At 65.3% G+C, this 23,679-nt stretch carries 17 protein-coding genes; 8 read left to right on the top strand and 9 right to left on the bottom strand.

What is annotated here, in order from left to right; all coding sequences use genetic code 11:
- Positions 1-32 precede the first annotated feature (32 nt).
- Both G7020_RS16510 and G7020_RS16505 read right to left on the bottom strand, forming a co-directional pair.
- Complete coding sequence (locus G7020_RS16510; RefSeq protein WP_181086277.1) at positions 33-1,406, bottom strand: solute carrier family 23 protein; 1,374 nt, start codon at positions 1,404-1,406, stop codon at positions 33-35.
- Positions 1,407-1,503: 97 nt separating this feature from the next.
- Entirely contained in the window at positions 1,504-3,162 is a 1,659-nt protein-coding gene (locus tag G7020_RS16505; RefSeq protein WP_181086276.1) for an acyl-CoA synthetase, read from the bottom strand.
- Positions 3,163-3,355: 193 nt separating this feature from the next.
- On the opposite strand from G7020_RS16505, the gene G7020_RS16500 reads away from it, so the two are divergent.
- Positions 3,356-5,629: a PAS domain-containing sensor histidine kinase gene (locus G7020_RS16500; RefSeq protein ID WP_181086275.1), complete on the top strand. Its 2,274-nt coding sequence runs from the start codon at positions 3,356-3,358 to the stop codon at positions 5,627-5,629.
- Positions 5,629-6,264, top strand: a complete 636-nt coding sequence (locus G7020_RS16495) for a response regulator transcription factor (protein WP_181086274.1) — start codon at positions 5,629-5,631, stop codon at positions 6,262-6,264. The genes G7020_RS16500 and G7020_RS16495 overlap by 1 nt, the downstream gene beginning before the upstream one ends.
- Positions 6,265-6,309: 45 nt before the next feature.
- On the opposite strand, the gene G7020_RS16490 is transcribed toward G7020_RS16495, so the two are convergent.
- Positions 6,310-7,323 carry an AraC family transcriptional regulator gene (locus G7020_RS16490; RefSeq protein ID WP_181086273.1) on the bottom strand — a complete coding sequence of 338 codons (1,014 nt, stop codon included), beginning with the start codon at positions 7,321-7,323 and terminating at the stop codon, positions 6,310-6,312.
- Positions 7,324-7,510: 187 nt separating this feature from the next.
- On the opposite strand from G7020_RS16490, the gene bktB reads away from it, so the two are divergent.
- The 5 genes from bktB to G7020_RS16465 all read left to right on the top strand — a co-directional run bounded on the left by bktB (position 7,511) and on the right by G7020_RS16465 (position 14,401).
- The gene (gene bktB, locus G7020_RS16485; RefSeq protein ID WP_181086272.1) at positions 7,511-8,698 is read left to right on the top strand and encodes a beta-ketothiolase BktB; all 1,188 of its coding nucleotides are present in this window, start codon (positions 7,511-7,513) and stop codon (positions 8,696-8,698) included.
- Between the two features lie 2 nt (positions 8,699-8,700).
- On the top strand, positions 8,701-10,803 hold the full coding sequence (gene fadB / locus G7020_RS16480; protein WP_336509727.1) for a fatty acid oxidation complex subunit alpha FadB: 2,103 nt from the start codon (positions 8,701-8,703) through the stop codon (positions 10,801-10,803).
- A gap of 20 nt (positions 10,804-10,823) precedes the next feature.
- Positions 10,824-12,596, top strand: a complete 1,773-nt coding sequence (locus G7020_RS16475; protein ID WP_181086270.1) for an acyl-CoA dehydrogenase — start codon at positions 10,824-10,826, stop codon at positions 12,594-12,596.
- Positions 12,597-12,688: 92 nt separating this feature from the next.
- On the top strand, positions 12,689-13,438 hold the full coding sequence (locus G7020_RS16470; protein ID WP_181086269.1) for an electron transfer flavoprotein subunit beta/FixA family protein: 750 nt from the start codon (positions 12,689-12,691) through the stop codon (positions 13,436-13,438).
- Entirely contained in the window at positions 13,439-14,401 is a 963-nt protein-coding gene (locus G7020_RS16465) for an electron transfer flavoprotein subunit alpha/FixB family protein (RefSeq protein ID WP_181086268.1), read from the top strand. It abuts the gene before it with no gap.
- Between the two features lie 45 nt (positions 14,402-14,446).
- Here G7020_RS16465 and G7020_RS16460 read toward each other — a convergent pair whose 3' ends face one another.
- The 5 genes from G7020_RS16460 to G7020_RS16440 form a co-directional block, all read right to left on the bottom strand.
- On the bottom strand, positions 14,447-17,296 hold the full coding sequence (locus G7020_RS16460) for an FAD-binding and (Fe-S)-binding domain-containing protein (protein ID WP_181086267.1): 2,850 nt from the start codon (positions 17,294-17,296) through the stop codon (positions 14,447-14,449).
- A complete protein-coding gene (locus tag G7020_RS16455; RefSeq protein WP_181086266.1) occupies positions 17,293-17,964 on the bottom strand; it encodes a LutC/YkgG family protein in 672 nt (223 codons plus the stop codon). The genes G7020_RS16460 and G7020_RS16455 overlap by 4 nt, the downstream gene beginning before the upstream one ends.
- Positions 17,961-19,403, bottom strand: coding sequence for a LutB/LldF family L-lactate oxidation iron-sulfur protein (locus G7020_RS16450; RefSeq protein WP_181086265.1), 1,443 nt, complete (start codon positions 19,401-19,403; stop codon positions 17,961-17,963). The genes G7020_RS16455 and G7020_RS16450 overlap by 4 nt, the downstream gene beginning before the upstream one ends.
- The gene (locus tag G7020_RS16445) at positions 19,400-20,221 is read right to left on the bottom strand and encodes a (Fe-S)-binding protein (RefSeq protein WP_181086264.1); all 822 of its coding nucleotides are present in this window, start codon (positions 20,219-20,221) and stop codon (positions 19,400-19,402) included. Before G7020_RS16445 ends, G7020_RS16450 begins: the two co-directional genes overlap by 4 nt.
- Before the next feature lie 90 nt (positions 20,222-20,311).
- Positions 20,312-22,006, bottom strand: coding sequence for an L-lactate permease (locus tag G7020_RS16440; RefSeq protein WP_181086263.1), 1,695 nt, complete (start codon positions 22,004-22,006; stop codon positions 20,312-20,314).
- Between the two features lie 277 nt (positions 22,007-22,283).
- On the opposite strand from G7020_RS16440, the gene G7020_RS16435 reads away from it, so the two are divergent.
- Positions 22,284-23,090: a GntR family transcriptional regulator gene (locus tag G7020_RS16435; RefSeq protein WP_181086262.1), complete on the top strand. Its 807-nt coding sequence runs from the start codon at positions 22,284-22,286 to the stop codon at positions 23,088-23,090.
- Between the two features lie 25 nt (positions 23,091-23,115).
- Here G7020_RS16435 and smpB read toward each other — a convergent pair whose 3' ends face one another.
- On the bottom strand, positions 23,116-23,598 hold the full coding sequence (gene smpB, locus G7020_RS16430) for an SsrA-binding protein SmpB (RefSeq protein ID WP_181086261.1): 483 nt from the start codon (positions 23,596-23,598) through the stop codon (positions 23,116-23,118).
- Positions 23,599-23,679: the final 81 nt, after the last annotated feature.

Genomic DNA, 23,679 nt, shown 5'->3' with positions numbered 1-23,679 from the left:
CGGCTTGGGGAAGGCCGCCGAGGCGGCCGGGATCACTCGGCTTCGTCGGGCTGCTGGGCGGGTTGCGGCGAGGGGGAGAAGTGCAGCAGGTGGGTGCGCTCGAGCAGCAGGTACAGAGCGGCACCCGCTGCCAGGCCCCAACCTGCGCCATAGACGGCCAGCACCACGCCCATGGTGCCGGCGATGCCGCGTTCGGTGTTGCTGGAAAGCTGCTCGAAACCCACCATCAGGCAGATGTAGCCGGTAAGGATCAAGGTCAGCGACAGCGCGATCGGCAGCACGGGCTGGAAGAAGCTCACCAGCGGTAGGATGAACAGTGCGAGAAACCCGGTGATCCAGAAGGTGCCGGCGCCGCTGTAGATAGACTCCATCGCCTTGCGACCGTATTTGTAGCGCTCGGCCATGGTCGCTGCTACGGCTGTCCACAGCGGTCCGGCCAGCCCCGGGTAGGGGGCGAAGAAGGCATGCAGGCCGTTGCGCAAGGCGCTGACCAGGTGGATGCGGTCGACGTTGATCTCGATCTTCTCGTCCGGGCGCAGCTCGTCGGCGCGTTGCATCAGCGACTGACCGACGATGATGTCGCCGAAGGCGATGATGTAGGCGATAACCGCCGTAGGCACCGCCAGCATGAACACCTCGATGCCTGGAAAACCGACGCTGAACGGCAGGTACTGCCAGAGCTGGTCGAAAGCCGGTGCGGTGATGCCGAACTGTACGTCGGGCAACTTGTACTCACCGGTTGCGATGCCGACGAGGATGGCGATGACCATGCCCGGAACCATGCCGTAGTTGACGATTTTGCGCGTCAGCGGTACCCGCTCGGTGAGGGCGCGGAACGACACCGAGAACATCAGGTACAGGCAGATCAGGCTACCCAGCACCAGCGAGATCGGTGTGTTGGCCAGGCGCCCGCCTGTCTCGATCTCGCCGATCAGCGCGGCGATGCCGGCGCCGATGATGATTCCGCCTTTCATCGAGTTGGGCACGATGCGCACCATCACGCTGCCCAGACGGGTGATGCCGAGCAGCAGGAAGATGGCGAATACCAGGATCTGCAGCGCGAACAGTGCGCGAATCGCCTCGGGTCCCGGCTCGAAGTTGCCGAGAAACAGCAGCACCACCGGAATGCCCGGGGTGATCCAGCCGGGCACCAGTGGCACGCCAAGCAGCGCCGGCAGCATGAAGCCGATGCCGCAGATCACGACGTAGGCCAGGGCCACTTCGTAAGGCAGGCCGAGGTATTTTTCCAGCAGCGGGATCATGCCCAGGCTGACCACGAACATGATCAGCGCCTGGAGCATCTCGGCGGTCTCCCAGCGGTAATGGATGAATGGCAGCCGTAATTTGAAAGGGCCGGCCTTCCAGTAGGGTTGTTCGTCTCCATCCTTGCGCGAATAGAGTTGCATAGTTGCCTCCGTTGGCGCCTATGGCGCCTTGTTGTTGTTGTGAGCGGATGCTGCCGACCGCCGCCCCTACGCGGGACGGCGGTGCGCGGCAGGGGAGTCAGGCCTGGGTGCGTAGCGTGGTGGGTTGAGGTGATGCCAGCTCGCGAGCTATCTCGCGCAGAACGAACTTCTGGATCTTGCCGGTGCTGGTCTTTGGCAGGGTGCTGAAGACCACCGTGCGCGGCACCTTGAAGCTGGCCAGGTGTTCACGGCAGAAGCTGATGATGTCGGCTTCGCGCACCACTTGCCGGTCGCTCTTGAGGGTGATGAAGGCGCAAGGGGTTTCGCCCCATTTCTCGTCGGGGCGGGCCACCACGGCGGCCTCCAGTACCGCAGGATGGCGGTAGAGCACGCCTTCCACCTCGATGGTGGAAATGTTCTCGCCACCGGAAATGATGATGTCCTTGAGCCGGTCGCGGATTTCCGCGTAGCCGTCCGGGTGACACACCGCCAGGTCGCCGGTGTGGAACCAGCCACCTTCGAAGGCCTCGGCGGTGGCGCTGGGATTCTTCAGGTAGCCCTTCATCACCGTGTTGCCGCGCATGAATATCTCGCCGATGGTCTGGCCATCGCGCGGAGTGGGTTCGAGGGTCTTCGGGTCGGCCACCATCATCCCTTCCTGGGTCGGATAGCGCACGCCCTGGCGTGCCTTGAGCTCGGCGCGGCGTTCCAGCGGCAAGTCGTCCCATTCGGCATGCCAAGCGCAGATGGTCGCCGGGCCGTAGACCTCGGTGAGGCCATAGACATGGGTCACCCTGATCCCCATCTCTTCCACCGCGCCGATCACCTTGGCCGGCGGTGCGGCGCCGGCAACCATTGCATGGACCGGATGGTCGATGGCGGCCTTGGCCGAGGCCGGCATGTTCACCAGTGCGTTGAGCACGATCGGTGCCCCGCACAGATGGGTGACCTGATGTTCGCGAATCAGACCGAGAATCTTCTGCGGATCGACCCGGCGCAGGAACACATGCACGCCGGCCAGGGCGGTGATGGTCCAGGGATAGCACCAGCCGTTGCAGTGGAACATCGGCAAAGTCCACAGATAGACCGGGTGGTTGCCCATGGCCCAGGTCATCTGGTTGCCCAGCGCGTTGAGATAGGCGCCGCGATGGTGGTAGACCACGCCTTTGGGATTGCCGGTGGTGCCGGAGGTGTAGTTGAGGCTGATCGCCTGCCACTCGTCCTCCGGCCACTGCCAGGCGAAGGCTGGATCGCCTTCGGCGAGCAGGGCTTCGTAGTCCAGGCTGGAGACGGGCTCGCCCTCGCCGTATTCCGGGTCGTCCACCTCGATCACCAGCGGCGGGTGATCGAGCATACCGATGGCGGCACGCACCACCGAGGCGAATTCACGGTCGGCGATCAGTACCTGCGCCTCGCCGTGCTGGAGCATGAACGCGATGGCCTCGGCATCCAGCCGCACGTTGAGCGTGTTGATCACCGCGCCGATCATCGGCACGGCGAAGTGTGCCTCGAGCATTGGCGGGATATTGGGCAGCATCACCGCGACCGTATTGCCCTTGCCGATGCCGCGACCTGCCAGCGCCGAGGCCAGACGCCGGCAGCGTGTGTAGGTTTCGGCCCAGGTACGACGGATCGAGCCGTGAATCACGGCAGGGTAATCGGGGTAGACGCTGGCGGTGCGCTCGATGAAGCCGAGCGGGCTGAGGGCGACATGGTTGACGGCTGCGGGCGCGAGGCCCTGTTCGTAGATGGACATGCAAAATACTCACTTGGCTGATTATTAGCTCTTGTTCTGCGTAGCCCGAGTGCATTGCCCGGGCGTTGAGGGTTTATAGGTTATCCGGAAAATATATGGAAGTATTTCTCTGCATATATAGTAATAGTTCTATATTTGATGCAGGGCTGACTGGCTGGATTATCCTAGAGCCCTCACTGCAACTGGATCATCCATGAGCTCGACTCCCGTTCGCCTGCATACCTGGTTGCGCCTGCAGCGCGAACAGGTAGCCCTGAGTGCCCGTGCCGACGCCCTTTGTCGTGCTCTTCGCGGCTGCGCCGGGGTGCGCCAGGCGTACTACCTGAACTGGCAGGCCGGGGCGGGAATCTATGCCCATGAAGGCAGCGAGGCGCATCTGCCGCCTGGCCAGGGAGACCCGCTACAGGCCAGTGACAGCCTGTTGCACGAGCGACTCCAGAGCAGCGGTGTGCTCGACCTGACGCAGGTTCGCGCGCTGGATTGCTGGCTGGCAGGGCGCCTGCGCCGTGCCGGTATCGACCAGGGCGCCGTGCTGGCGCTGGCACTCGACGAAACGGGCTCCGGCCTGCTGCTGGTCGTCACCCGCGAAGGCGCCGCATTGCCCTGGCTGGGCTGGATGCGTGAGCTGCTGGCGAGCCTGCTGGCCTGTGCCGGTGGGCTGTCGCGCAGCTCCCCGCTGCTTGGCCTGGACCCGCAACCCAGCCTGCTGCTCGATGCCAAGGCGCGCCCGCTGGAGCTGAACGCCGCACTCCTGGCACTGCTGGCCGACCAGCCCATGGACGAGTTGCTGCACTTCCTGCCCGTCAACCATGCTGCGCTGGTGGATGCCTGTCTGGCCCAGCGGCGCGCGATCGAGGCAGTCGAGGCCGAGTACGGCGAGCGCATCCTGATCTGGACATTCATTCCCGATCCGCAGCAAGCGCGGGTTCTGGCCCGTTGTCGCGAGGCGACCGCACAGGTGCTGGCCGAACGCGAGGCATCGCGCGCCCGGCGTCTGTACCGGCTGATCACCGAGAACACCACCGATCTGATTTCCCGCCATGCGCCGGATGGCCGTTTCCTCGACGCGTCCCCCGCGGCCTGGCGACTGCTCGGTTTCTGGCCGGAGGAGTTGCGTGGACAACCTGTGGAGGGGCTGCTGCATCCCGAAGACCGTGTTCATTTACTGGCGCGCAGCCGTGAAGCGCTGGAAATGAATGGCTACCACACCATGACCTATCGTGTGCGCCACCGCGACGGTCATTACCTCTGGTTCGAAACGGCCAGCCATGCCATCCGCGAAACCTATACCGGTGCAGTGGTGGAGGTCGTCAGTGTCTCGCGCGATATCACTGCACGGGTACAGGCGGAGGAGAATCGCCGACGCCTGTCCGAAGTCGTGGAAGTGAACACCGACCTGGTGCTGTTCATTGATGCCGAAGGCCGCGTGACCTATCTCAACCCGGCTGCGCGCCGCACCCTGTGCCTGCCCGAGGGGCGGATGCCCGCCCTGGAGGCGCTGTTCGACAGTGAGGCTTTGGAGCAGTTGCGCGGCGCCGGGCGCGCTGCCGCCGAGCGCGAGGGCGTCTGGAGCGCAGATGCCCGATTGCTGGTACAGGATGTCGGCGCCTCGGTGCCGGTCTCGCTGGTGCTGCTGACGCACCGTACCACCGGCGGCGAGCGCTATTACTCGCTGGTCGCCCGCGACATGAGCGAGCGTGAGCTGCGCGAGGCGCAGCAACGGCGTCACCAGGAAGAACTGGCGCATACCGGTCGCCTGGTGACGCTCGGTGAACTGGCTTCGGGCATCGCCCACGAGATCAACCAGCCACTCGCCGCGGTGGTCAACTACGCCAGTGCCAGCCAGCGCTACCTGCAGAGCCTGGGTGACAATCCGCAGGCGGTCGAGCGCGTGGCGCAGGGGCTGGAGCGCATCACCGAGCATGCCAACCACGCCTCGGAAGTGATCAAGCGCCTGCGTGCGTTCCTGCGCAAGGGGCAGCGGCTCGTGCAGCCGCTCGACGTGGGCGAGGTCGCGCGCGATGCGGTGCGTCTCTGTGCCTGGGAGACGGCGGCGGCCCAGGTGACCGTCGAGCAGCGCCTGGCAGCCGACCTGCCACCGGTATGCGCCGATCGCGTACTGCTCGAACAGGTACTGATCAATCTTCTGCGTAATGCCATCGAGGCCAACCGCGAGGCGCATCTGGGGCGGCCCTCGCGTATCGTATTGCGCGCCAGGCACGAGGCTGGCGAACTGTTGCTGGACGTGCAGGACCAGGGGGCCGGGCTCGATGAGCGCGAGCTGGAACAGGCCTTCACCCCGTTCTTCACGCGCAAGCCCGACGGCCTCGGCCTGGGGTTGCCGATGAGTCGCAGCATCATCGAGGGGTTCGGCGGGGCACTGGAGGGGCGCCCCGGCGAGGAGGGCGGTCTGTGCATGCGCTGCCGCTTGCCGGTCAAGACAATAACAACAACAGAGGAACAATGATGAACGACGCTCAGGAGCAGGTGGTCTACGTCGTGGATGACGACCAGGGCATGCTCGACTCCACGGTCTGGCTGCTGGAGTCGGTGGGGCTGCGGGCCATGCCTTTCACCAGTGGCCGGGACTTTCTCGAGGCCTGCGATGCCAACGGCAACGCCTGCGTGCTGCTGGATGTGCGCATGCCCGGCATGGGCGGGCTGCAGGTGCAGGAGGCGCTGGGCGCGCGGGGGCTGGACTTGCCGGTGATTTTCGTCAGCGGGCATGCCGACGTGCCCATCGTGGTCCGCGCGTTCAAGGCCGGCGCGGTGGACTTCATCGAGAAACCCTATAACCAGCAGTTGCTGCTCGACAGCGTTCAGCAGGCGCTCAGCCGCGACGAGCGTCGCGTCGCCGATGGCGAGCGCGCCAGCCTGCAGGAGCGCCTGGACAGCCTCACCCAGCGCGAGCGCGACGTATTGCTGCCACTGGTGCAGGGCTTCACCACCAAGGAAATCGCCCGGCAACTGGATATCAGTATCAAGACCGTCGATCTCTATCGCTCACGGGTGATGAAACGCATGCAGGCCGAGCGGCTCGCCGATCTGGTCGGCATGGCCATCGCCGCGCGGCTGGTGGACCCCTTGCGGTTGCGGGGATAAGGGCCTGCGTCGTGCGCCGATGCTTCCCGCAATCCCGTGTGCCGCTTACGCCCGCGCCGCATCCCGGTAGGCCCGTGGGCTTTCCCCGGTCCACTGGCGAAACGCGCGGGTGAAGGCCGAGGCCTCGGAGAAGCCCAGGCGCTGGGCGATTTCGCTGATCGGCAGGCCGGTCTGGTTGAGATGGTGAATGGCCAGGTCGCGGCGCAAGCCATCCTTGAGCGCCTGGAAGCGCGTGCCTTCCAGCCGCAGGCGGCGACGTAGCGTGCGTTCGGTGAGGTGCAGCACGTCGGCTACGGCTTCTATGCCGAGGTCGCGGAATGCGCCGTCGTGCTGGAGCAGGTCGCTGACGCTGCGGGTGCAGGCAGCCTGGTAGGACGGTCGCGTGAACCACTCCAACGGCGCCCGCTGCAGGTGCGCACGCAGTGTGGCGGGTGTTTGCACCACCGGCATGTCCAGGCAGGCGGCGTCCATCACCAGGCGGCAATCGGGCATCGAGAAACGTGCCGGGCAGGGGAACATCAGCCGGTATTCGGCATGGTTGGAAGGTTCGGGATAGTCGAGGTGCACTTCCTGCAAGCCGATGCGCTGGCCTACCAGCCAACTGGCGAAGCGATGCCAGAGCAGCAGGAAGACTTCGCGCAGCAAATGCTCGGGGTCGCGCTCGGGCGCCGTCAGACGCATGGCGAGCGCCGCCTGCGCGCCGTTCGTGGTCAGCTCCAGTCGCAACGAGTCGTTGACCAGGCTGTAAAAGCGCGCCAGGCGGTAATACACCGACGCCAGACGGTGGCAACCGATCACCTGACGGGCCATCAGGGCGAATACTCCATGGCGGCTGCGGTAGGGCGCCAGCCCCATGAATTCGTCGTCTCCGACACGCCAAAGGGCCAGCATCAACCGGCTGAACTGCAGGGAGGTGATGCGCAGTTGGGGATTGTCGAGCAGCCGGCGACCGATGCCGGCTTCCTGCAACAGTGCATGCTCATCCAGCCCGCTGCGCCGGGCCGCGGCGATGGCCGTGCGGGCGAAGTGGACGGAAATGCTGTAACCCTCATAGGCCATGGGTGTCTCGTGGATTGTCCGTTTATGTCAAGTAATGGGCTGCTTTGGTTATGGCTGGCGGCAACGCCCGGGCGCAAGCTAGACGCCGATAACAGGAGCGGGAAACGACGCGACTGGCCTGCTTTGCAAACGCTGTCGCGCCTCAGCCCGCTCTGCCCGGCAACTATACCCGAGCAGGAAACCTTCCATGCAATTACGAGAGGTGGTGATCACCAGCGCCTTGCGCACGGCGATCGGAGATTTTGGCGGTGCCCTCAAGGACCGCCGTCCCAGCGAACTGGCAGCTCATGTGGTTGCCGAATTGGTCAAGCGTTCTGGCGTTGATCCGTTGCGCGTTGGCCACTGCGTGTTCGGCAACGTGCTGGCCAGCGAACCGCGTGATCTCTATCTGCCCAGGGTCGCCGCACTGGAGGGCGGCCTGCCGGACAGCAGTGTCGCCATGGCGGTCAACCGCTTGTGCGGCAGCGGGCTGCAGGCGGTCATCAGCGCTGCGCAGCAGATCCAGCTGGGTGTGTGCGAAGCCGCTGTCGCCGGTGGTGCGGAGTCCATGAGCTGCGCCCCCTACCTGTTACCTGCTGCGCGCTTCGGACAGCGCTTGGGTGACGGGGCGATACTCGATATGGTGGTCGGCGCACTGACCTGCCCGATCAACCGATACCACATGGGCATCACCGCCGAAAACCTGGCCGAACGCTACGGAATCACGCGTGAGCAGCAGGACGGCCTGGCGCTGGAGAGTCACCGACGTGCCGCCAGGGCCATCGCCGAGGGGCGCTTCGGCGGCCAGATCGTCCCGCTGGAACTGAAGAGCCGCAAGGGCAGCCGCCTGTTCGACACGGACGAGCATGTTCGCCACGACTGCACCCCCGATGAGCTTGCCGCCCTGCGCCCGGCGTTCAAGCGCGAAGGGGGCACCGTTACCGCCGGTAATGCTTCCGGCCTCAACGACGCGGCTGCCGCCCTGCTGCTGATGGACCGCGAATGCGCCGAGGCGAGCGGCCAACGCCTGCTGGCACGGCTGGTGGACTACCAGGTGGCTGGCGTCGCGCCGGACATCATGGGCATCGGCCCGGTGCCGGCAGTGCGCGAGTTGCTGGCGCGCAATGGCCTGGGTATCCACGACATCGATTTCTTCGAACTGAACGAGGCTTTCGCCGCCCAGGCGCTGGCGGTCACGCAGCAACTCGAGCTGCCGCCAGAGAAGGTCAATCCCAACGGCAGTGGTATTTCGCTCGGCCATCCGATCGGTGCCACCGGTGCCATCCTGATGGTCAAGGCCGTGCACGAGTTGCAGCGCACTGGCGGGCGGTTCGCCGTGGTCAGCCTGTGTATCGGCGGTGGGCAGGGCATCGCCGCGCTGCTGGAGCGACTCTGATGGTGGCCTCTCAAGGCCGGGCCTTGCGTCTGGAGCGTCTCGAAGACGGCATTGTCGAGCTGGTGCTCGACCTGCAAGGTTCGACGGTGAACAAGCTGGACCGCGCCACGATGGATGACCTGGCCGCAGCCGTGGCTCTGCTCGAACGCGAGCCGGTGCGTGGCCTGCTGTTGCGCAGCGACAAAGCGGCGTTCGTGGTCGGTGCGGACATCACCGAGTTCCCCGCGCTGTTCGCCTCTGGCGAGGCTGACCAGCGACGTTGGCTGGAACAGGCACAGAGCCTTTTCGAGCGGATACAGGCGCTGCCCTGTCCGAGCGTCACGGCAATCAACGGCCTGGCCCTGGGGGGCGGGCTGGAGCTGGCGCTGACGACCGATTGCCGGGTGCTGGCAGCGGATGCGCGGATCGGACTGCCGGAGGTCACGCTGGGCATCTGTCCGGGCTTCGGCGGCACGGTTCGCCTGCCAAGGCTGATCGGCGTGGCATCGGCGCTGGACTGGATGCTCGATGGCCAGCCGCGCAAGGCCGAGGAGGCGCTGGCGACCGGCGCGGTGGACCGGCTCGCCGCGCCCGAGGCACTGCACGACGAGGCGCTGGTGCTGTTGCGGCAACTGGCCGAAGGCAATGACTGGCAGGCCTTGCGGTCGCGCAAGCAGGAGCCGCTGCCGCTGCCGGACGGACTTGCGACGCGCGGCGACCGGCTGGATCCGCGCTACCCGGCGGCCCTGGCGATCCTTTCCGCGGCCCCGGCGCAGGCCACGCTGCCGGCGAACGAGGCACAGGCCGTCGAGCGCGATACCTTCGTGCGCCTGGCGCACAGCCCCGAGGCCGCCGCGTTGGTGGGCTTGTTTCTCGCCGATCAGGCGGTGCGCAGGCAGGCCCGGCAGTACGCCCAGGGCTCCACGCCGGTCCGCAAGGCGGCGATGCTCGGTGCCGGCATCATGGGCGGCGGCATCGCCTACCAGGCCGCCAGTCGCGGCACGCCGATCCTGATGAAGGACATCCGCGCCGAGGCGCTGGAACTGGGCATGCACACCGCTGGCGGCCAGTTGGACCGGCAGATCGCCAAGGGCCGGATGGACGAGGCAGGCAAGGCGCGAGCACTGGCGTGCATCACCCCGACGCTGGACTGGCAAGGCTTCGCCGAAGCCGAACTGGTGGTGGAGGCGGTGGTCGAGCGCGCGGACATCAAGGCCGCGGTGCTGGCCGAAGCCGAGCGGATGATCGCCGACGATGCGGTGCTGGCGTCCAATACTTCGACCATTTCCATCGACCGCCTGGCCGAGGGTCTGGCCCGGCCCGAGCGCTTCTGCGGCATGCATTTCTTCAACCCGGTGCCGCAGATGCCGCTGGTGGAGGTCATCCGTGGGCGCTGCACCAGCGACGCCACGCTGGCCCGGACCGTGGCCTTCGCCCTGGCGCTGGGCAAGACGCCCATCGTGGTGCGTGACTGCCCGGGCTTTCTGGTCAATCGCGTGCTGTTTCCCTACTTCAACGGCTTCAACCGCCTGCTTGCGGACGGTGTCGACTTCGTGCGCATCGACCGGGTGATGGAAGCCTTCGGTTGGCCCATGGGGCCGGCGTACCTGGCCGATGTGATCGGTCTGGACACCATGGTCCACGCCGACCGGGTGTTGCAGCAGGGCTATCCGGCGCGTATGGGGCACGATGGCGAACCGGTGGTGGAGCGTCTGCTCGGTGCCGGTTGCCTGGGGCAGAAGAATGGCCGTGGCTTCTATCTCTACGGCAGCGATGAGCAGCGCCGGCGCCAGCGCGAACCGTCCGCCGATGCCTGCGCGCTGCTGGGTGCGCCGGACGCTGAAATCAGCGATGCGGATATCGTCGACCGCATGATGATTCCGCTCTGCCTGGAAACGCTGCGCTGCCTGGAGGAAGGCATCGTCGCCAGTGCCGAGGAGGCCGACATGGGGCTGGTGCTGGGCCTGGGTTTTCCGCGCTTTCGCGGCGGCGCGCTGCGCTACATCCAGAACCTGGGGCTGGCCGAGTTCGCCGCCCGCGCCGAGCGCCATGCGCGTCACGGCGGACTGTACAGGCTGACCGATGACTTCCGCGCCCGGCTGCAGACCGGCCAGCGCTACTACTGAGCGACACGAGGACCATCACAATGGCCGATTACATCCATCCATACCGTGACACCGAATTCGTCCTCGACGAAGTGCTGGGCTTCGATCGCCTGTGCACCGATCTCGGCCTCACGGAGGTCAGTGGCGAACTGGCGGCGGCGGTGCTGGCTGAAGCCGGCAAACTGGGCGCCGAAGTGCTGGCGCCACTCAACGCCGTGGGTGACCGCGAGGGCGTGCGCCTGACTGAAGAGGGCGTCAGGGAAGCTCCGGGGTTCGCCGAAGCCTACAAGCTGTTCAGCGCAAGCGGCTGGTGCTCGCTCACCGCGCCCGAGGCCTTCGGCGGCCAGGCGTTGCCCAACGTGCTCGGCACTGCGGTGAGCGAGGTCTGGCATGCGGCGAACATGTCCTTCGCGTTGTGCCCGCTGCTGACCCTGGGGGCTGTCGAGGCGCTGCTTCACCACGCTGCACCCGAATTGCAGGCGCTCTACCTGCCCCGGCTGGTGAGCGGCGAATGGGCCGGTACGATGAACCTCACCGAGCCGGATGCCGGCACGGATCTCGCCGCGGTGAAGAGCCGTGCCGTGCCTGAAGGCGACCACTACCGCATCAGCGGGCAGAAGATCTTCATCAGCTGGGGCGACCATCAGATGACGTCCAACGTGATTCATCTGGTGCTGGCTCGCCTGCCGGGTGCTCCCGCCGGAGTCAAGGGCATCTCGCTGTTCCTGGTGCCCAAGTACCTGCCTGATGCGGCGGGGGAACCCGGCGAGCGCAACGACGTGCGTTGTGTGTCGCTGGAGCACAAGCTGGGCATCCATGCCAGTCCCACCTGCACCATGAGCTTTGGCGACCAGGGCGGCGCTATCGGTTACCTGATCGGCGCGCCACACTCGGGCCTGGCCTGCATGTTCACCATGATGAACCATGCGCGCCAGGCCGTCGGCCTGCAGGGCCTGGCGATCGCCGAGCGCGCCTGGCAGGACGCCCGAGCTTATGCCCGCGAGCGTCTGCAGGGCACCAGCCGCGACGGCAGCCGCTACCCGATCATCCATTTCCCCGATGTGCGGCGCATGCTCATGCAGATGAAGGCTTCCACCGAGGCCATGCGCGCCCTGGCGCTGATCGCCTCGGCCGGGCTGGACCGCGCCCGCCATGCAACCGCCGATGCCGCGCGTGCGCAGGGGCGGGTGGAGCTGTACACGCCGATCATCAAGGGCTGGTTGACCGAGATGGCGCAGGAGGTCACCTCGCTGGCCATCCAAGTCCACGGCGGTATGGGCTATGTCGAGGAAACCGGCGTGGCGCGACACTTCCGGGACGCGCGCATCCTGCCGATCTACGAGGGCACCAGCGGTGTGCAGGCGATGGACCTGGTCGGTCGCAAGATCCTGGCCAACGGCGGCGCGCTGCTCGCCGGGCTGCTCGACGAAATCGAGACGACCCTCGGCGAGCTGCGCCACGATTCGCGTTGCGCATTGCTTGCCGGACCGCTGGCCGAAGCGCTGGATGCTGCACGCCAGGCTCGCCAGCACCTGCTCGACGGCGCTGCCGATGATCCCGCGCTATCCGGCAGTGTTGCCTTCAACGTTCTGATGCTGCTTGGTTATCTCTGTGGCGGCTGGGCCATGGCCCGCTCGGCGCTGGCCGCCGCGACCGCCCTAGACGCCGGGCGCGGCGATCCGATGTTTCTCGAGGTCAAGCTGGTCACCGCGCGTTTCTACGCCGAGCACCTGTTGCCGCGCACCCGCGCGCTGCTGACCAGCGTGCTGGCTGGCAGCGAAAGCACCATGGCACTCGACGAAGAGCAGTTCTAAAGCGTATCCGCAGGCGGTTCCCGCGCGAGGACGCAAGCCCTCGTGATGGGTTCCTGCGCCCTGAAAACATGCCAACCGACAGGGGAAACCCGATGAAGATACTCGTAACCGTCAAGCGAACGCTCGACTACAACCTCAAGGTGCGGGTGCGACCGGACCAGACTGCCGTCGACCTGACCAACGTCAAGATGGCGATGAACCCCTTCTGCGAGATCGCCGTCGAGGAGGCGGTGCGGCTCAAGGAAGCCGGCATCGCCGAAGAAGTGATCGTCGTCTCGGTGGGGCCGGCGGCCTGCCAGGAACAACTGCGCACCGCACTGGCCCTGGGGGCCGACCGCGCCATGCTGGTGGAGACGGGCGAGGCGCTTGAGCCACTCGATATCGCCCGGCTGCTGGCCGAGGTGGTGAAGCGCGAGGCGCCCGAGCTGGTGCTCGCCGGCAAACAGTCCATCGACGGCGACAACAACCAGACCGGGCAGATGCTCGCCACGCTGCTCGACTGGCCGCAGGCGACTTTCGCCTCGCAGGTGCGGCTGGAGGGCGCTGCCCTCGAAGTGACCCGCGAAGTGGATGGCGGCTTGCGCATGCTGGCGCTTGATCTGCCGGCGCTCGTCACTACCGACCTGCGGCTCAACGAGCCGCGCTACGCCAGCCTGCCCAACATCATGAAGGCCAAGAAGAAACCGCTGGAAGTCCTCACCCCCGAGATGCTCGGTGTCGCGCTACGACCACGCCTCAAGGTGTTGCGCGTGGAAGCGCCGACGCCGCGCCAAGCCGGCACCCGGGTGGCCAGCGTGGACGAGCTGGTGGCGAAACTGAAGAACGAAGCGAAGGTGATCTGAATGGCCATCCTGCTCATTGCCGAACACGACAATCTCACGCTGAACGACGCGACCTTGTCCGCCGTCACTGCCGCCCGCGCCTTGGGTGCGCCGGTACATCTGCTGGTGGCCGGCAGCGACTGCCGCGCGGTCGCCGAACAGGCGGCGCATATCGCCGGCGTGGACAAGGTGCTGCTGGCCGATGCCGAGCCGTACCGCCATCACCTGGCAGAACATCTCGCGCGGCTGGCCGCCGAGTTGGCTGACGGCCACTCGCATGTGCTGGCCGCCGCTACCGCCGCCGGGCGTGACCTGCTGCCACGGGTCGCTGCGCTGCTGGACGTTGCGCAGATTTCCGACGTGATCGGCATCGAGGCGGCGGACACGTTCCGCCGACCGATCTACGCGGGCAACGCCATCGCTACCGTGCAGTCGCTGGAGTCGCGGCAGGTACTCACGGTGCGCGCTACTGCCTTTGTGGCGGCGCCGGTCGAGGGCGGCAGCGCCGTCATCGAGACCGTGACCGCGCTGCACCGGCACCCGCGCGTACGCTTCGTCGGCGAGCAGCGTGCGCTGTCCGAGCGGCCCGAGCTGGCCAGCGCCCGGATCGTGGTTTCCGGTGGGCGCGGGCTCGGCAGCGCGGAAAATTTCGCGCTCGTCGAACGTCTGGCGGATAGGCTCGGCGCTGCCGTCGGCGCCTCGCGCGCGGCGGTGGATGCCGGTTTCGCGGCCAACAGCCTGCAGGTCGGCCAGACCGGAAAGATCGTCGCGCCGGACCTCTACATCGCTCTGGGTATCTCCGGTGCCATCCAGCATCTTGCCGGCATGAGCGGTGCGAAAGTGATCGTTGCCATCAACAAGGACGAGGAAGCGCCCATCTTCCAGGTGGCAAGTTACGGGCTGGTAGGTGACATTTTCGAGACGGTCCCGGCCCTGGAAGCGGCACTGGCGTCAGCGCTGGAGGCCAGGTCACAGGAAGCGTGATTGAACGCAGCGGCCCCGACACTGCTGTCGGGGCCGTGTTTGGCGTTAGAGGGTTGCGCTGGCCTTGCTGCGAGTCACCCGGTCGACCAGATAGACAAGGCCGTGATAGTCGATGCCGCCGTGCTGCGACAGGCCGATCTCGCAGGTGCGGCTGGTGGAGATACCTTCCTCGCAGACCTGCACCGCATCCTTCAGGCTGCGCAGCGCGTGGGCGTTCAGCTCCGGCGTGGTGAAGCCCTTGTCGCCAGCGAAGCCGCAGCAGTGGATGCCTTCGGGAACCACCACTTCTTTCGCGCAGCGCCGGGCGATGTCGATCAGCGCCTGCGCCTCGCCCAGGTGCTGGGTGCTGCAGGTGACATGCACGGCGATGGGCGCTTCCTGAGGGACGAAGTCCAGCTTGTCCAGCAGATGCGTGCGGATGAAGCGCACCGGATCGAAGACCTGCAGGCGCTCGTCGGCCAGGTCCTGCACCAGGCGCAGGGTGCAGGGGCTGGTGTCGCAGTAGATCGGGTCGAGCCCGCCACGGCTGGCCTTGAGCAGCGCATCGCGGGCTTCCTGGCGCTTGCGCTCGGCCTGTTCGGCGTAGCCTTTGGAGGCGAAGGGCTGGCCGCAGCAGAGATCGTTGAGGTTGTCCGGGAAGATCACCTGATAGCCAGCTTTTTCCAGCAGCGCGCGGGTGGTGTCGAGCAGCGGCTGCTGTTCCTGATCGCGCGCCGCCGGCCCCATGGCGCGGGAGACGCAGGCGGCCAGGTAGACCACGCGCGGACGCTCGTCCTGCGCTGCCGGCTTGGGTAGGTGCAGGCGTTGCAGCGGCTGCGGCATGGCCGGTGTCCACTGCGGCACACGGCCCTTGCTGAGCCTGGAGAACGCCGCCGAGGTCTTGCCGAGGGCCTTGCTGCCCATGATCAGGTGCGCGCCATTGGCCACGTGCAGCATGAAACGCGTGCCCTGCACCGCAGTGGCGAAGTGGTCGGCCAGCCAGTTGGCGGTGCCGATCTTGTTGGCTTCCTTGCCGCGCAGTTTGCGCACCAGGTCGCCGGTGTTGATGCCCACCGGGCAGCGCTGGGCGCAGAGGCCGGTGGCCGCGCAGGTTTCCACGCCGTGATAGTGATAGAGCCGCTCGATCTCGGTGGTATCGACGCCGGCGCGTTTTCTGGCCTGGATGTCGCGCCAGATGACGATGCGCTGGCGCGGCGTCAGGGTCAGGCCGTTGGAGGGGCAGACCGGCTCGCAGAAGCCGCACTCGATGCACTTGTCGACGATCTCGTCGGCGGCGGGCATCGGCTTGAGATTCTTCAGGTGGATCTGCGGGTCTTCGGAGAGCACCACGTCCGGGTTGAGGATGCCGGTGGGGTCGAGCAGGCGCTTGATCTTCCACATCAGCGCGTAGGCTTCGCTGCCCCATTCCAGCTCGACGAAGGGCGCCATGTTGCGCCCGGTGCCGTGCTCGGCCTTCAGGGCGCCACCGAACTCCACGGCCACCAGCTGGGTGACGTCGTGCATGAAGGCTTCGTAACGGGCGACCTGGGCCGGGTCGTCGAAACCCTGGGTGAAGACGAAGTGCAGGTTGCCTTCCAGCGCATGGCCGAACAGGATCGCCTCGCTGTAGGCGTGGGTCTCGAACAGCTGGATCAGGCGGTTGACGCCCTCGGCCAGGCGTTCGATGGGAAAGGTGACGTCCTCGATGATCACCGTGGTGCCGGTCTGGCGCACGGCGCCGACGGCGGGGAAGGTGTCCTTGCGGATGCGCCAGAGCTGGTTGTAGACGACCGGGTCTTCGCTGAAGTCGACCTGCTTCTCCACCGGGAAGTGGGCGATGGACGCCATGATCAGGTTGATCTGCTCGTGCAGCAGCGACTGGGTCGCCGCGCGGGACTCGATCAGCAGCGCGCAGGCATTGGCGGAGAGCGCCTTGACCCACTCCGGCAGGCCTTGCATGTTCTCCACCGAGCGCATGCTGCGCCGGTCCAGCAGTTCCACCGCTGAGACCGGCTGCTGCTTGAGCACCGGCACGGCCAGGCAGCAGGTTTCCACGTCGGGGAAGACGATCAACGCGCTGGCCTTGTGCGGATGGTCCGGCACGGTGTCGTAGGTCACCGCGCTGATGAAGCCCAGGGTGCCCTCTGAACCGACCATCAGGTGATTGAGGATGTCCAGCGGCTCGTCGTAGTCGACCAGGGCGTTGAGCGAGAAGCCGGTGGTATTCTTCAGCCGGTACTTGTGGCGAATCCTCGCCGCCAGCTCGCTGTTGGCGCGGGTCTGCCGGCCCAGTTCGGCCAGCTCGTCGAGCAGCGCGGCGTGGCTCTGGCGGAAGGCGCTGACGCTGGCGGCATCCTCGCTGTCAACCAGGGTGCCGTCGGCCAGCACGATGCGCAGGCCGGCGAGGGTCTTGTAGCTGTTCTGCGCGGTGCCGCAGCACATGCCGCTGGAGTTGTTGGCGACGATACCGCCGATCTTCGCCGCGTTGATCGAGGCCGGGTCCGGGCCGATCTTGCGCCCCAGCGGCGCCAGCACGGCGTTGGCATTGGCGCCGATGACGCCCGGCTGCAGGCGGATCTGCGCGCCGCCGTGGCGAATCTCGCGACCGTTCCAGTTGTCGCCGAGCACGATCAGCACCGAGTCGGAAATCGCCTGGCCGGACAGGCTGGTGCCGGCGGCGCGGAAGGTCACCGGCACCTGTTCGGCATGAGCCAGCTTGAGCAGGCCGACCACCTCGCTTTCGGACTCGACGCGCACCACCAGTTTGGGCACCAGTCGATAGAAGCTGGCGTCGGTGCCGAAGGCCAGGGTCGAGAGCGGGTCGTCGAAGCGGCGCTCGGCTGGGATCAGCCGTTCGATCGCCGCGAGGAAAGCTGCCGGCAACGGCGAGCGTTCGAGCGATACGGCGGCGTTCATGCGTCCTCCAGGATCATCACGATCAGATCCTTCGGTCCGTGGGCACCGTAGGCCAGCACCTGCTCGATGTCGGCGGTCTTCGAGGGGCCGGAGACCAGCAACGCGTTGGTCGGCATGCCGGCGGCCCACTGGAACTTCTGCTGGATCTCGTAGAAGTTGTCATGGATTTCGCTGGCCTTGAGGAGGGCGAAATGCACCGGCGGCACCAGGCTCATCAGGCGCGGTTCCTCGCGGGTCGGCCACATGATCAGGCTGCCGGTGGAGGCGATGGCGCCGAGGGTGCCGGTAAGGCTTGCCGGCGTGTCGTTGAACAGTTCGTCCTTCCATTCCTCGACGGGGCGGTCGTAGGCCTTGAGCGTCGGCAGCCCTTCGCGACCGGCGCAATGCTCGGCGAAGCGCTGGCCGTAAGGCGTGGTCGGGGCGATCAGCAGGCTGGGCAACTGGCGGTCGTGCAGCAGCTGCTCCAGCAGCGCCGGCCAGGCGGCCTCGCTGGTCAGGTGGATTTCGGTGTGCACCGCTTCCATCAGCTGGCGCAGACGGGCGATGCGCTGCTCCGGCGCGTAGCTCCAGGGTTGGGTGACCAGCGACTCGTCGTAGTCATCGACCAGCGGGGTGGTGCCTTCCAGGCTCTTCTTCAGCTTGGCGAGAATGTTGGCTTTGGCGTTCATCGCTTGCCCTCCAGATGCTGACGGGCCAGCTCATGCAGCGAGCGGGCAGCGGGTTTCGGTGCGCTGTGGTTCTGCGTCCAGGGGCCGACGTTGGAAGGCGTCAGGCCGCGCAGGCGGGTGGCGAAGAAGCTGAAGACCCGGTACAGCGCAGGACTGGTGTTGAGCAGGCGCCAGCCGCTCCACATCATCCGCTCCTTCTTCGAATACTTGCTGCCCTGGCCGCGCATGACCTTGTGCGGATCGTCCGGTGCCTTGACGTTCTCCTCGCGCAGACGACGCAGCAGCGACGGGATCGGGATCTTCACCGGGCAGACTTCGCCACAGGCGCCGCACAGCGACGAGGCGCTGGGATGGTCCGGGACCTTGTGCAGGCCGACCATGTGCGGGGTGATGATCTTGCCGATGGGGCCGGGGTAGACCTCGCCGTAGGTGTGACCGCCGACGCGGGTGTACACCGGGCAGTGGTTCATGCAGGCCCCGCAGCGGATGCAGTTCAGCGTCTGGCGCAGTTCGCTGTCGGCGAAGGCCTGGCTGCGACCATTGTCCAGCAGGATCAGATGCACTTCCTGCGGGCCGTCCAGCTCATGTTCCTTGCGCGGGCCGGAGATCATGTTGACATAGGTGGTGATCGGCTGGCCCAGCGCCGAGCGGGTCAGCAAGGAGAGCAGCGGCACCACGTCGCGCAGGTTCTCCACCACCTTCTCGATGCCGGTTACGGCGATATGCACCGGCGGCACCGTGGTCGACATGCGCCCGTTGCCCTCGTTCTCCACCAGCAGCAGGGTGCCGGTCTCGGCCACCGCGAAGTTAACGCCCGAGACGCCGATATCGGCCTCGAAGAACTTCTGCCGCAGAGTGCGGCGACCGATCTGGATGAGCTGGTCGACATCCTTGGTGTATTCCACGCCGAGCTTGTCGGTGAACAGGGAGGCGACCTGGCCGGCGTTCTTGTGGATGGCCGGCATGATGATGTGCGAGGGCTTTTCGTTATCGAGCTGGACGATGTACTCGCCCATGTCCGATTCCAGGCTTTCGATGCCGTGGCCTTCAAGGAAATGGTTCATCTCCATTTCTTCGCTGACCATGGATTTGCCCTTGATCACCTGCTTCGCCTGACGCACCTGGGCGATCTGCAGCACGATCTGGTTGGCTTCTTCCACCGTTTCGGCCCAGTGCACCTTGACGCCGTTGCGGGTCAGGTTGGCTTCCAGGCGTTCCAGCAGTTCCGGCAGCTTGGACAGGGCGCGAGCGCGGATATGGTTGCCCATCTCACGCAGGCGCTCGCGTTCGTCGGCATCGCTGAAGGAGGCGGCGCGCTTGGTCATCAGCGAATCCATCGCCGTGCGGAAGTTGCGCCGCAGCTGATCGTCGCCCAAGGCGTTGTGGGCGCGGCCCTTGAAGTCCAGCTCGATTGCGGGAATCCGTTGCGGAGCGTTCATCGGGCACCTCCCGTGCGTTGCCAGAGGAAGGACGCCAGATGCTGGCCGCGCAGTGCTTCGCGCTGTTTTTCCAGCGAACCGTTGATGTTCATCAGGCAGCCGCAGTCGGCGCTGATGACTTGGTGGGCGCCGGACTCCTTCAGCGCGCGGGTCTTGTCCAGCACCATGGCGCCGGAGATATCCGGCATGCGCACCGAGAAGGTGCCGCCGAAGCCGCAGCATTCGCTTTCGTGGTCGTGCTCGACGCGCTCGACATTGCCCAACTGAGCCAGCAGTTCACGCACGTGCAGGTGCGTATTCATCTCGCGCCGCGCGGAACAGGACGTGTGCAGGGCGACCTTGACCTGAGTGCCCTGATCGCGGAACTCGGCCTTGCAGACATAAAGCAGGAACTCGGCCAGCTCGAAGGTGCGCTCGGCCAGCGCCTGGGCCTTCTTCAGGCTTTCCGGCTCGTCCTTGAACAGTTCCAGATAATGGTGGCGTAGCATGCCGGCGCAGGAACCCGAGGGCACCACCACCGGCCAGTCATTGGCGAACAGCGCCAGTTGTGCACGGGCCACCTTGCGCGCTTCGTCGGTGTAGCCGGTGGTATAGGCCGGCTGGCCACAGCAGGTCTGCCCTTGCGGGAAATGCACGGTCAGGCCTTCGCGTTCCAGCAGTTGTATGGCATCCAGACCGGCCTCGGGATAGAACAGGTCCACCACGCAGGTGCCGAACAGGTAGACCTGGCTCGGCTTGGCGGGGTACAGGCGTGGTTTCGGCAGCGGTGGCGCAACGCGGGTGGCGTTGGGCGCGGCGTCGTAGAAGAGTTCGCTCATCGGCTTGGTCTCCGGGTGGGCCCGGTTATCCGCTATACGCGGTTTCTGGAATGCAGCCTTGCCCGGCAGGGCAAGGCAACCATTGCTTTTTTACACGCCGACCAGAGGGTCGGTGACGCCCAATACATAGATGGCAATCAGGCCAATGATGCCCGTGAAAAGCACATAGTACAGCGTAGGCCATACGGTCTTGCGTAGTGTGAGACCCTCGCGGCCCAGCAGCCCGACCGTGGCGGAAGCGGCAACCACGTTGTGAATGGCGACCATGTTGCCCGCAGCGGCACCGACGGCCTGGGTGGCAACCACCATTGCACCGGAGATCCCCAGCGACTGCGCAACGCCGAACTGGAACTGGCTGAACATCATATTGCTGACGGTATTGGAGCCAGCCAGGAAGGCGCCCAGGGCACCTACGGCTGGAGCCAGCAGTGGATAAATGCCGCCCACGCTGTCCGCGACGTAGCGCGCCATGAGGATTGGCATGCTGGCCAGCTCAGCGCCGTTGACGCCCGAGTTGATCAGGATGCGCACCATCGGCACGGTGAACAGCAGCACGAAGCCGGCGCTGAGCAGAACACCACTGGATTCTTTCACGGCGGCCTTGAGTTCCGAGGCGCGCATGCCATGCAGGAAGAAGGTGATCAGCACCACGGCAACGAGGATGCCACCAGGCAGGAACAATGGCTCGATGCTTGCGCTGATGCCTGTCTCGCCGAGGATGTTGCTGAAGGCGATGGAGACTGATTTCAGCGCAGCGGAAACCTCTGGGAAAACCCGGCTGATCACCAGAATCGCGCCCACCAGCACGTAGGGCAGCCAGGCGCGGAAGGCGCTCATCGGGCGTGCCGCAAGTTCGTCGAGCTTCATCTCGATGGTGCCGACCCACTCGGCAGGCCATTCGCGGGCATCGGCGAAGTCCCAGGTATTCTTCGGCGTCAGGAAGTTGAAGCGAGCCGCTGTGGTGACGATGGCCAGACCCACCAGACCGCCCAGCAGCGAGGGGAATTCCGGGCCGAGGAAAATGCCCGTGGCAACGTAGGGCAGGGTGAAGGCCAGGCCGGCGAAGATCGCGAACGGCAGGACTTCGAAGCCAGCCTTCCAGCTTTTTTCCTTGCCGAAGAAGCGCGTCAGCATCACCACCATGATCAGCGGCATCACGGTGCCGATGGTGGCGTGAGTGATCGCCACGCTGCTGGTGATCTGCTGCAGGAAAATATCCCAGCTGGAGCCTTGGGCAACCAGTTGAGCGCCGATGGTGGCTGTGTCCAGACCACTGTTGATGCCGACCACTATAGGCGTGCCGACTGCACCGAAAGACACTGGCGTGCTTTGCACCAGCATTCCCAGCAGTACGGCGGCCATGGCGGGGAAGCCTACGGCGACCAACAGCGGTGCTGCGATGGCGGCGGGCGTACCGAAGCCCGAAGCGCCTTCGATAAAGCAGCCGAACAGCCAGGCGATGATGATGGCCTGGATACGGCGGTCAGGGCTGATGGTGGTGAAACCGGCACGAATGGCGGTGATACCGCCCGAGTGCTTGAGGGTGTTGAGAAGCAGAATGGCGCCGAAGATGATCCACAGCAGACCGAGGGTGATGACCAGACCTTGCAGGCTGGAAGCGATGATCCGGGTTACGCTCATGTCCCAGACGAAAAGACCGATTGCGGCAGTAAACAGGAATACCAGCGGCATGGAGCGGCTGGCGGGCCAGCGCAGGCCAATCAGTAGAATGGCCGCCAGCAGGATGGGAGCGAAAGCGAATAGGGCAAGCAGTCCATTGGACATGTTCAGGCTCCCGTAGTCATGAAGTGCGGGTGGGGGCCCGAATGGACCGTTGCGTAGCAGATGTCTGGAGACCGCATTAATAGTCCTCTTTTTGTTGGCGCTCTGGTTTTGTCAATTGGTAATACCAATTCTCAACAGAGTTTGGCCAGCGTAAGAGCTCTCCGGCAACTACGTCAATTAGCTAGCTATATACTTTCGTCGCAAAGGCTTGTCTTGCGGCAAGGGTGTCGCGTGGTTACGCTGGACCTGTTAGTGGTCAAACCAGTCGAGAGGTGTCATGGAAGTCGGAATGGTTCGTCAGCGGAGGCTGGCCGACAGAATTGTGGAACAGCTTGAAACCATGATTCTTGAGGGAACGCTCAAGGCGGGGGAGCGGCTTCCGGCAGAGCGAGTGTTGGCTGAGCAGTTCGGGGTGTCCCGCCCGTCACTGCGCGAGGCCATTCAGAAGCTTGCAGCAAAGGGCTTGCTGATCAGCCGCCATGGCGGTGGGAATTTTGTAGTCGAGTCCCTGGGCTCGACCTTCAGTGATCCGCTGTTGCACCTGCTGGAAAACAACCCGGACGCCCAGCGTGACCTGCTGGAATTCCGGCATACACTGGAAGGCAGTTGTGCCTACTACGCGGCGCTGCGTGCCACCGAACTCGATCAGCGGCGCCTTGGCGAGGCCTTTGCGGCACTGCAGGACTGTTATTCGCGCGAAGGTAACGTCAGTCGAGCGGAGGAGGGGGCCGCTGATGCACGCTTTCATCTGGCCATCGCTGAGGCCAGCCACAACACGGTGTTGCTGCATACGATCCGGGGCCTGTTCGACCTGCTCAAGCGCAATGTCGTGACCAATATCGGTGGCATGTATGCGCTACGTGACGAGACGCGCAATATGCTGATGAAACAGCATCAGGAACTCTACGACGCGATCATCGAGCGGCGGGCGACAGACGCACGCGACGTGATTCACCGCCATATCAATTACGTGCAGGAGGTTCTCGCCGAGGGCCAGCAGGAAGCACAGCGCCTGGCCAGGGCGCAACGGCGGCAAGGCAGTAAAGATGGCAAGGCGAAAGGCTTGCGAGAAAGTGCTGTTTAAGGAAGAGGGGGCTGTTGCCTGAAGCTTAGTCTTCCTTGCCCTTTGTGCGCATGACACGCTGGATCTCGCGTGCCGAGTCGCGTTCCTTCTCGGTGTGACGCTTGTCGAATTCCTTTTTGCCCTTGGCCAGCGCGATCTCGCACTTGATCATGTGCTTTTTCCAGTACAGCGAAAGGGCAACACAGGCGTAGCCCTTCTGCTGGACGGCACCGAACAGCTTGCCCAGCTCACGCTTGTTGAGCAGCAGCTTGCGAGTGCGTGTCGGATCGGCGATGACGTGTGTGCTGGCGGTGCTCAGAGGGGTGATATGGCAACCCATCAGCCAGGCCTCGCCATCTTTCAGCAGCACGTAGCTGTCGACAAGTTGGGCCTTGCCGGCGCGCAGGCTTTTGACTTCCCAGCCGGCCAGAACGAGGCCCGCCTCGAATTTCTGTTCGATGAAGTAGTCGTGTAGCGCTTTCTTGTTCAGCGCGATTGTCCCTGGGGACTGTTTCTTCTGTTTGGCCATAGCCGCGCATTATAGGGAGTCCGGTTGCGGCTGGCGAGAACCTGCGGACTGCGACGGCATGAAACTTGAGAGGGGCGGTCT

Origin of the sequence: Stutzerimonas stutzeri (assembly GCF_013522825.1) — a bacterium.
In the GTDB taxonomy this organism is placed as follows: Bacteria; Pseudomonadota; Gammaproteobacteria; order Pseudomonadales; family Pseudomonadaceae; genus Stutzerimonas; species Stutzerimonas stutzeri_AK.
The sequence above is the reverse complement of the archived record's forward strand: the minus strand, read 5'-3'. Positions and strand labels throughout refer to the sequence as shown.

Excerpts from the sequence above, each read along its gene's own strand:
- G7020_RS16510 (WP_181086277.1), bottom strand. The coding sequence starts at position 1,406 with ATGCAACTCTATTCGCGCAAGGATGGAGACGAACAACCCTACTGGAAG.
- G7020_RS16455 (WP_181086266.1), bottom strand. The coding sequence starts at position 17,964 with ATGAACGCCAAAGCCAACATTCTCGCCAAGCTGAAGAAGAGCCTGGAA.
- G7020_RS16465 (WP_181086268.1), top strand. The coding sequence starts at position 13,439 with ATGGCCATCCTGCTCATTGCCGAACACGACAATCTCACGCTGAACGAC.
- G7020_RS16460 (WP_181086267.1), bottom strand. The coding sequence starts at position 17,296 with ATGAACGCCGCCGTATCGCTCGAACGCTCGCCGTTGCCGGCAGCTTTC.
- G7020_RS16495 (WP_181086274.1), top strand. The coding sequence starts at position 5,629 with ATGAACGACGCTCAGGAGCAGGTGGTCTACGTCGTGGATGACGACCAG.
- G7020_RS16505 (WP_181086276.1), bottom strand. The coding sequence starts at position 3,162 with ATGTCCATCTACGAACAGGGCCTCGCGCCCGCAGCCGTCAACCATGTC.
- G7020_RS16435 (WP_181086262.1), top strand. The coding sequence starts at position 22,284 with ATGGAAGTCGGAATGGTTCGTCAGCGGAGGCTGGCCGACAGAATTGTG.
- G7020_RS16500 (WP_181086275.1), top strand. The coding sequence starts at position 3,356 with ATGAGCTCGACTCCCGTTCGCCTGCATACCTGGTTGCGCCTGCAGCGC.
- G7020_RS16440 (WP_181086263.1), bottom strand. The coding sequence starts at position 22,006 with ATGTCCAATGGACTGCTTGCCCTATTCGCTTTCGCTCCCATCCTGCTG.
- bktB (WP_181086272.1), top strand. The coding sequence starts at position 7,511 with ATGCAATTACGAGAGGTGGTGATCACCAGCGCCTTGCGCACGGCGATC.
- G7020_RS16470 (WP_181086269.1), top strand. The coding sequence starts at position 12,689 with ATGAAGATACTCGTAACCGTCAAGCGAACGCTCGACTACAACCTCAAG.
- G7020_RS16445 (WP_181086264.1), bottom strand. The coding sequence starts at position 20,221 with ATGAGCGAACTCTTCTACGACGCCGCGCCCAACGCCACCCGCGTTGCG.
- smpB (WP_181086261.1), bottom strand. The coding sequence starts at position 23,598 with ATGGCCAAACAGAAGAAACAGTCCCCAGGGACAATCGCGCTGAACAAG.
- G7020_RS16475 (WP_181086270.1), top strand. The coding sequence starts at position 10,824 with ATGGCCGATTACATCCATCCATACCGTGACACCGAATTCGTCCTCGAC.
- G7020_RS16450 (WP_181086265.1), bottom strand. The coding sequence starts at position 19,403 with ATGAACGCTCCGCAACGGATTCCCGCAATCGAGCTGGACTTCAAGGGC.
- G7020_RS16490 (WP_181086273.1), bottom strand. The coding sequence starts at position 7,323 with ATGGCCTATGAGGGTTACAGCATTTCCGTCCACTTCGCCCGCACGGCC.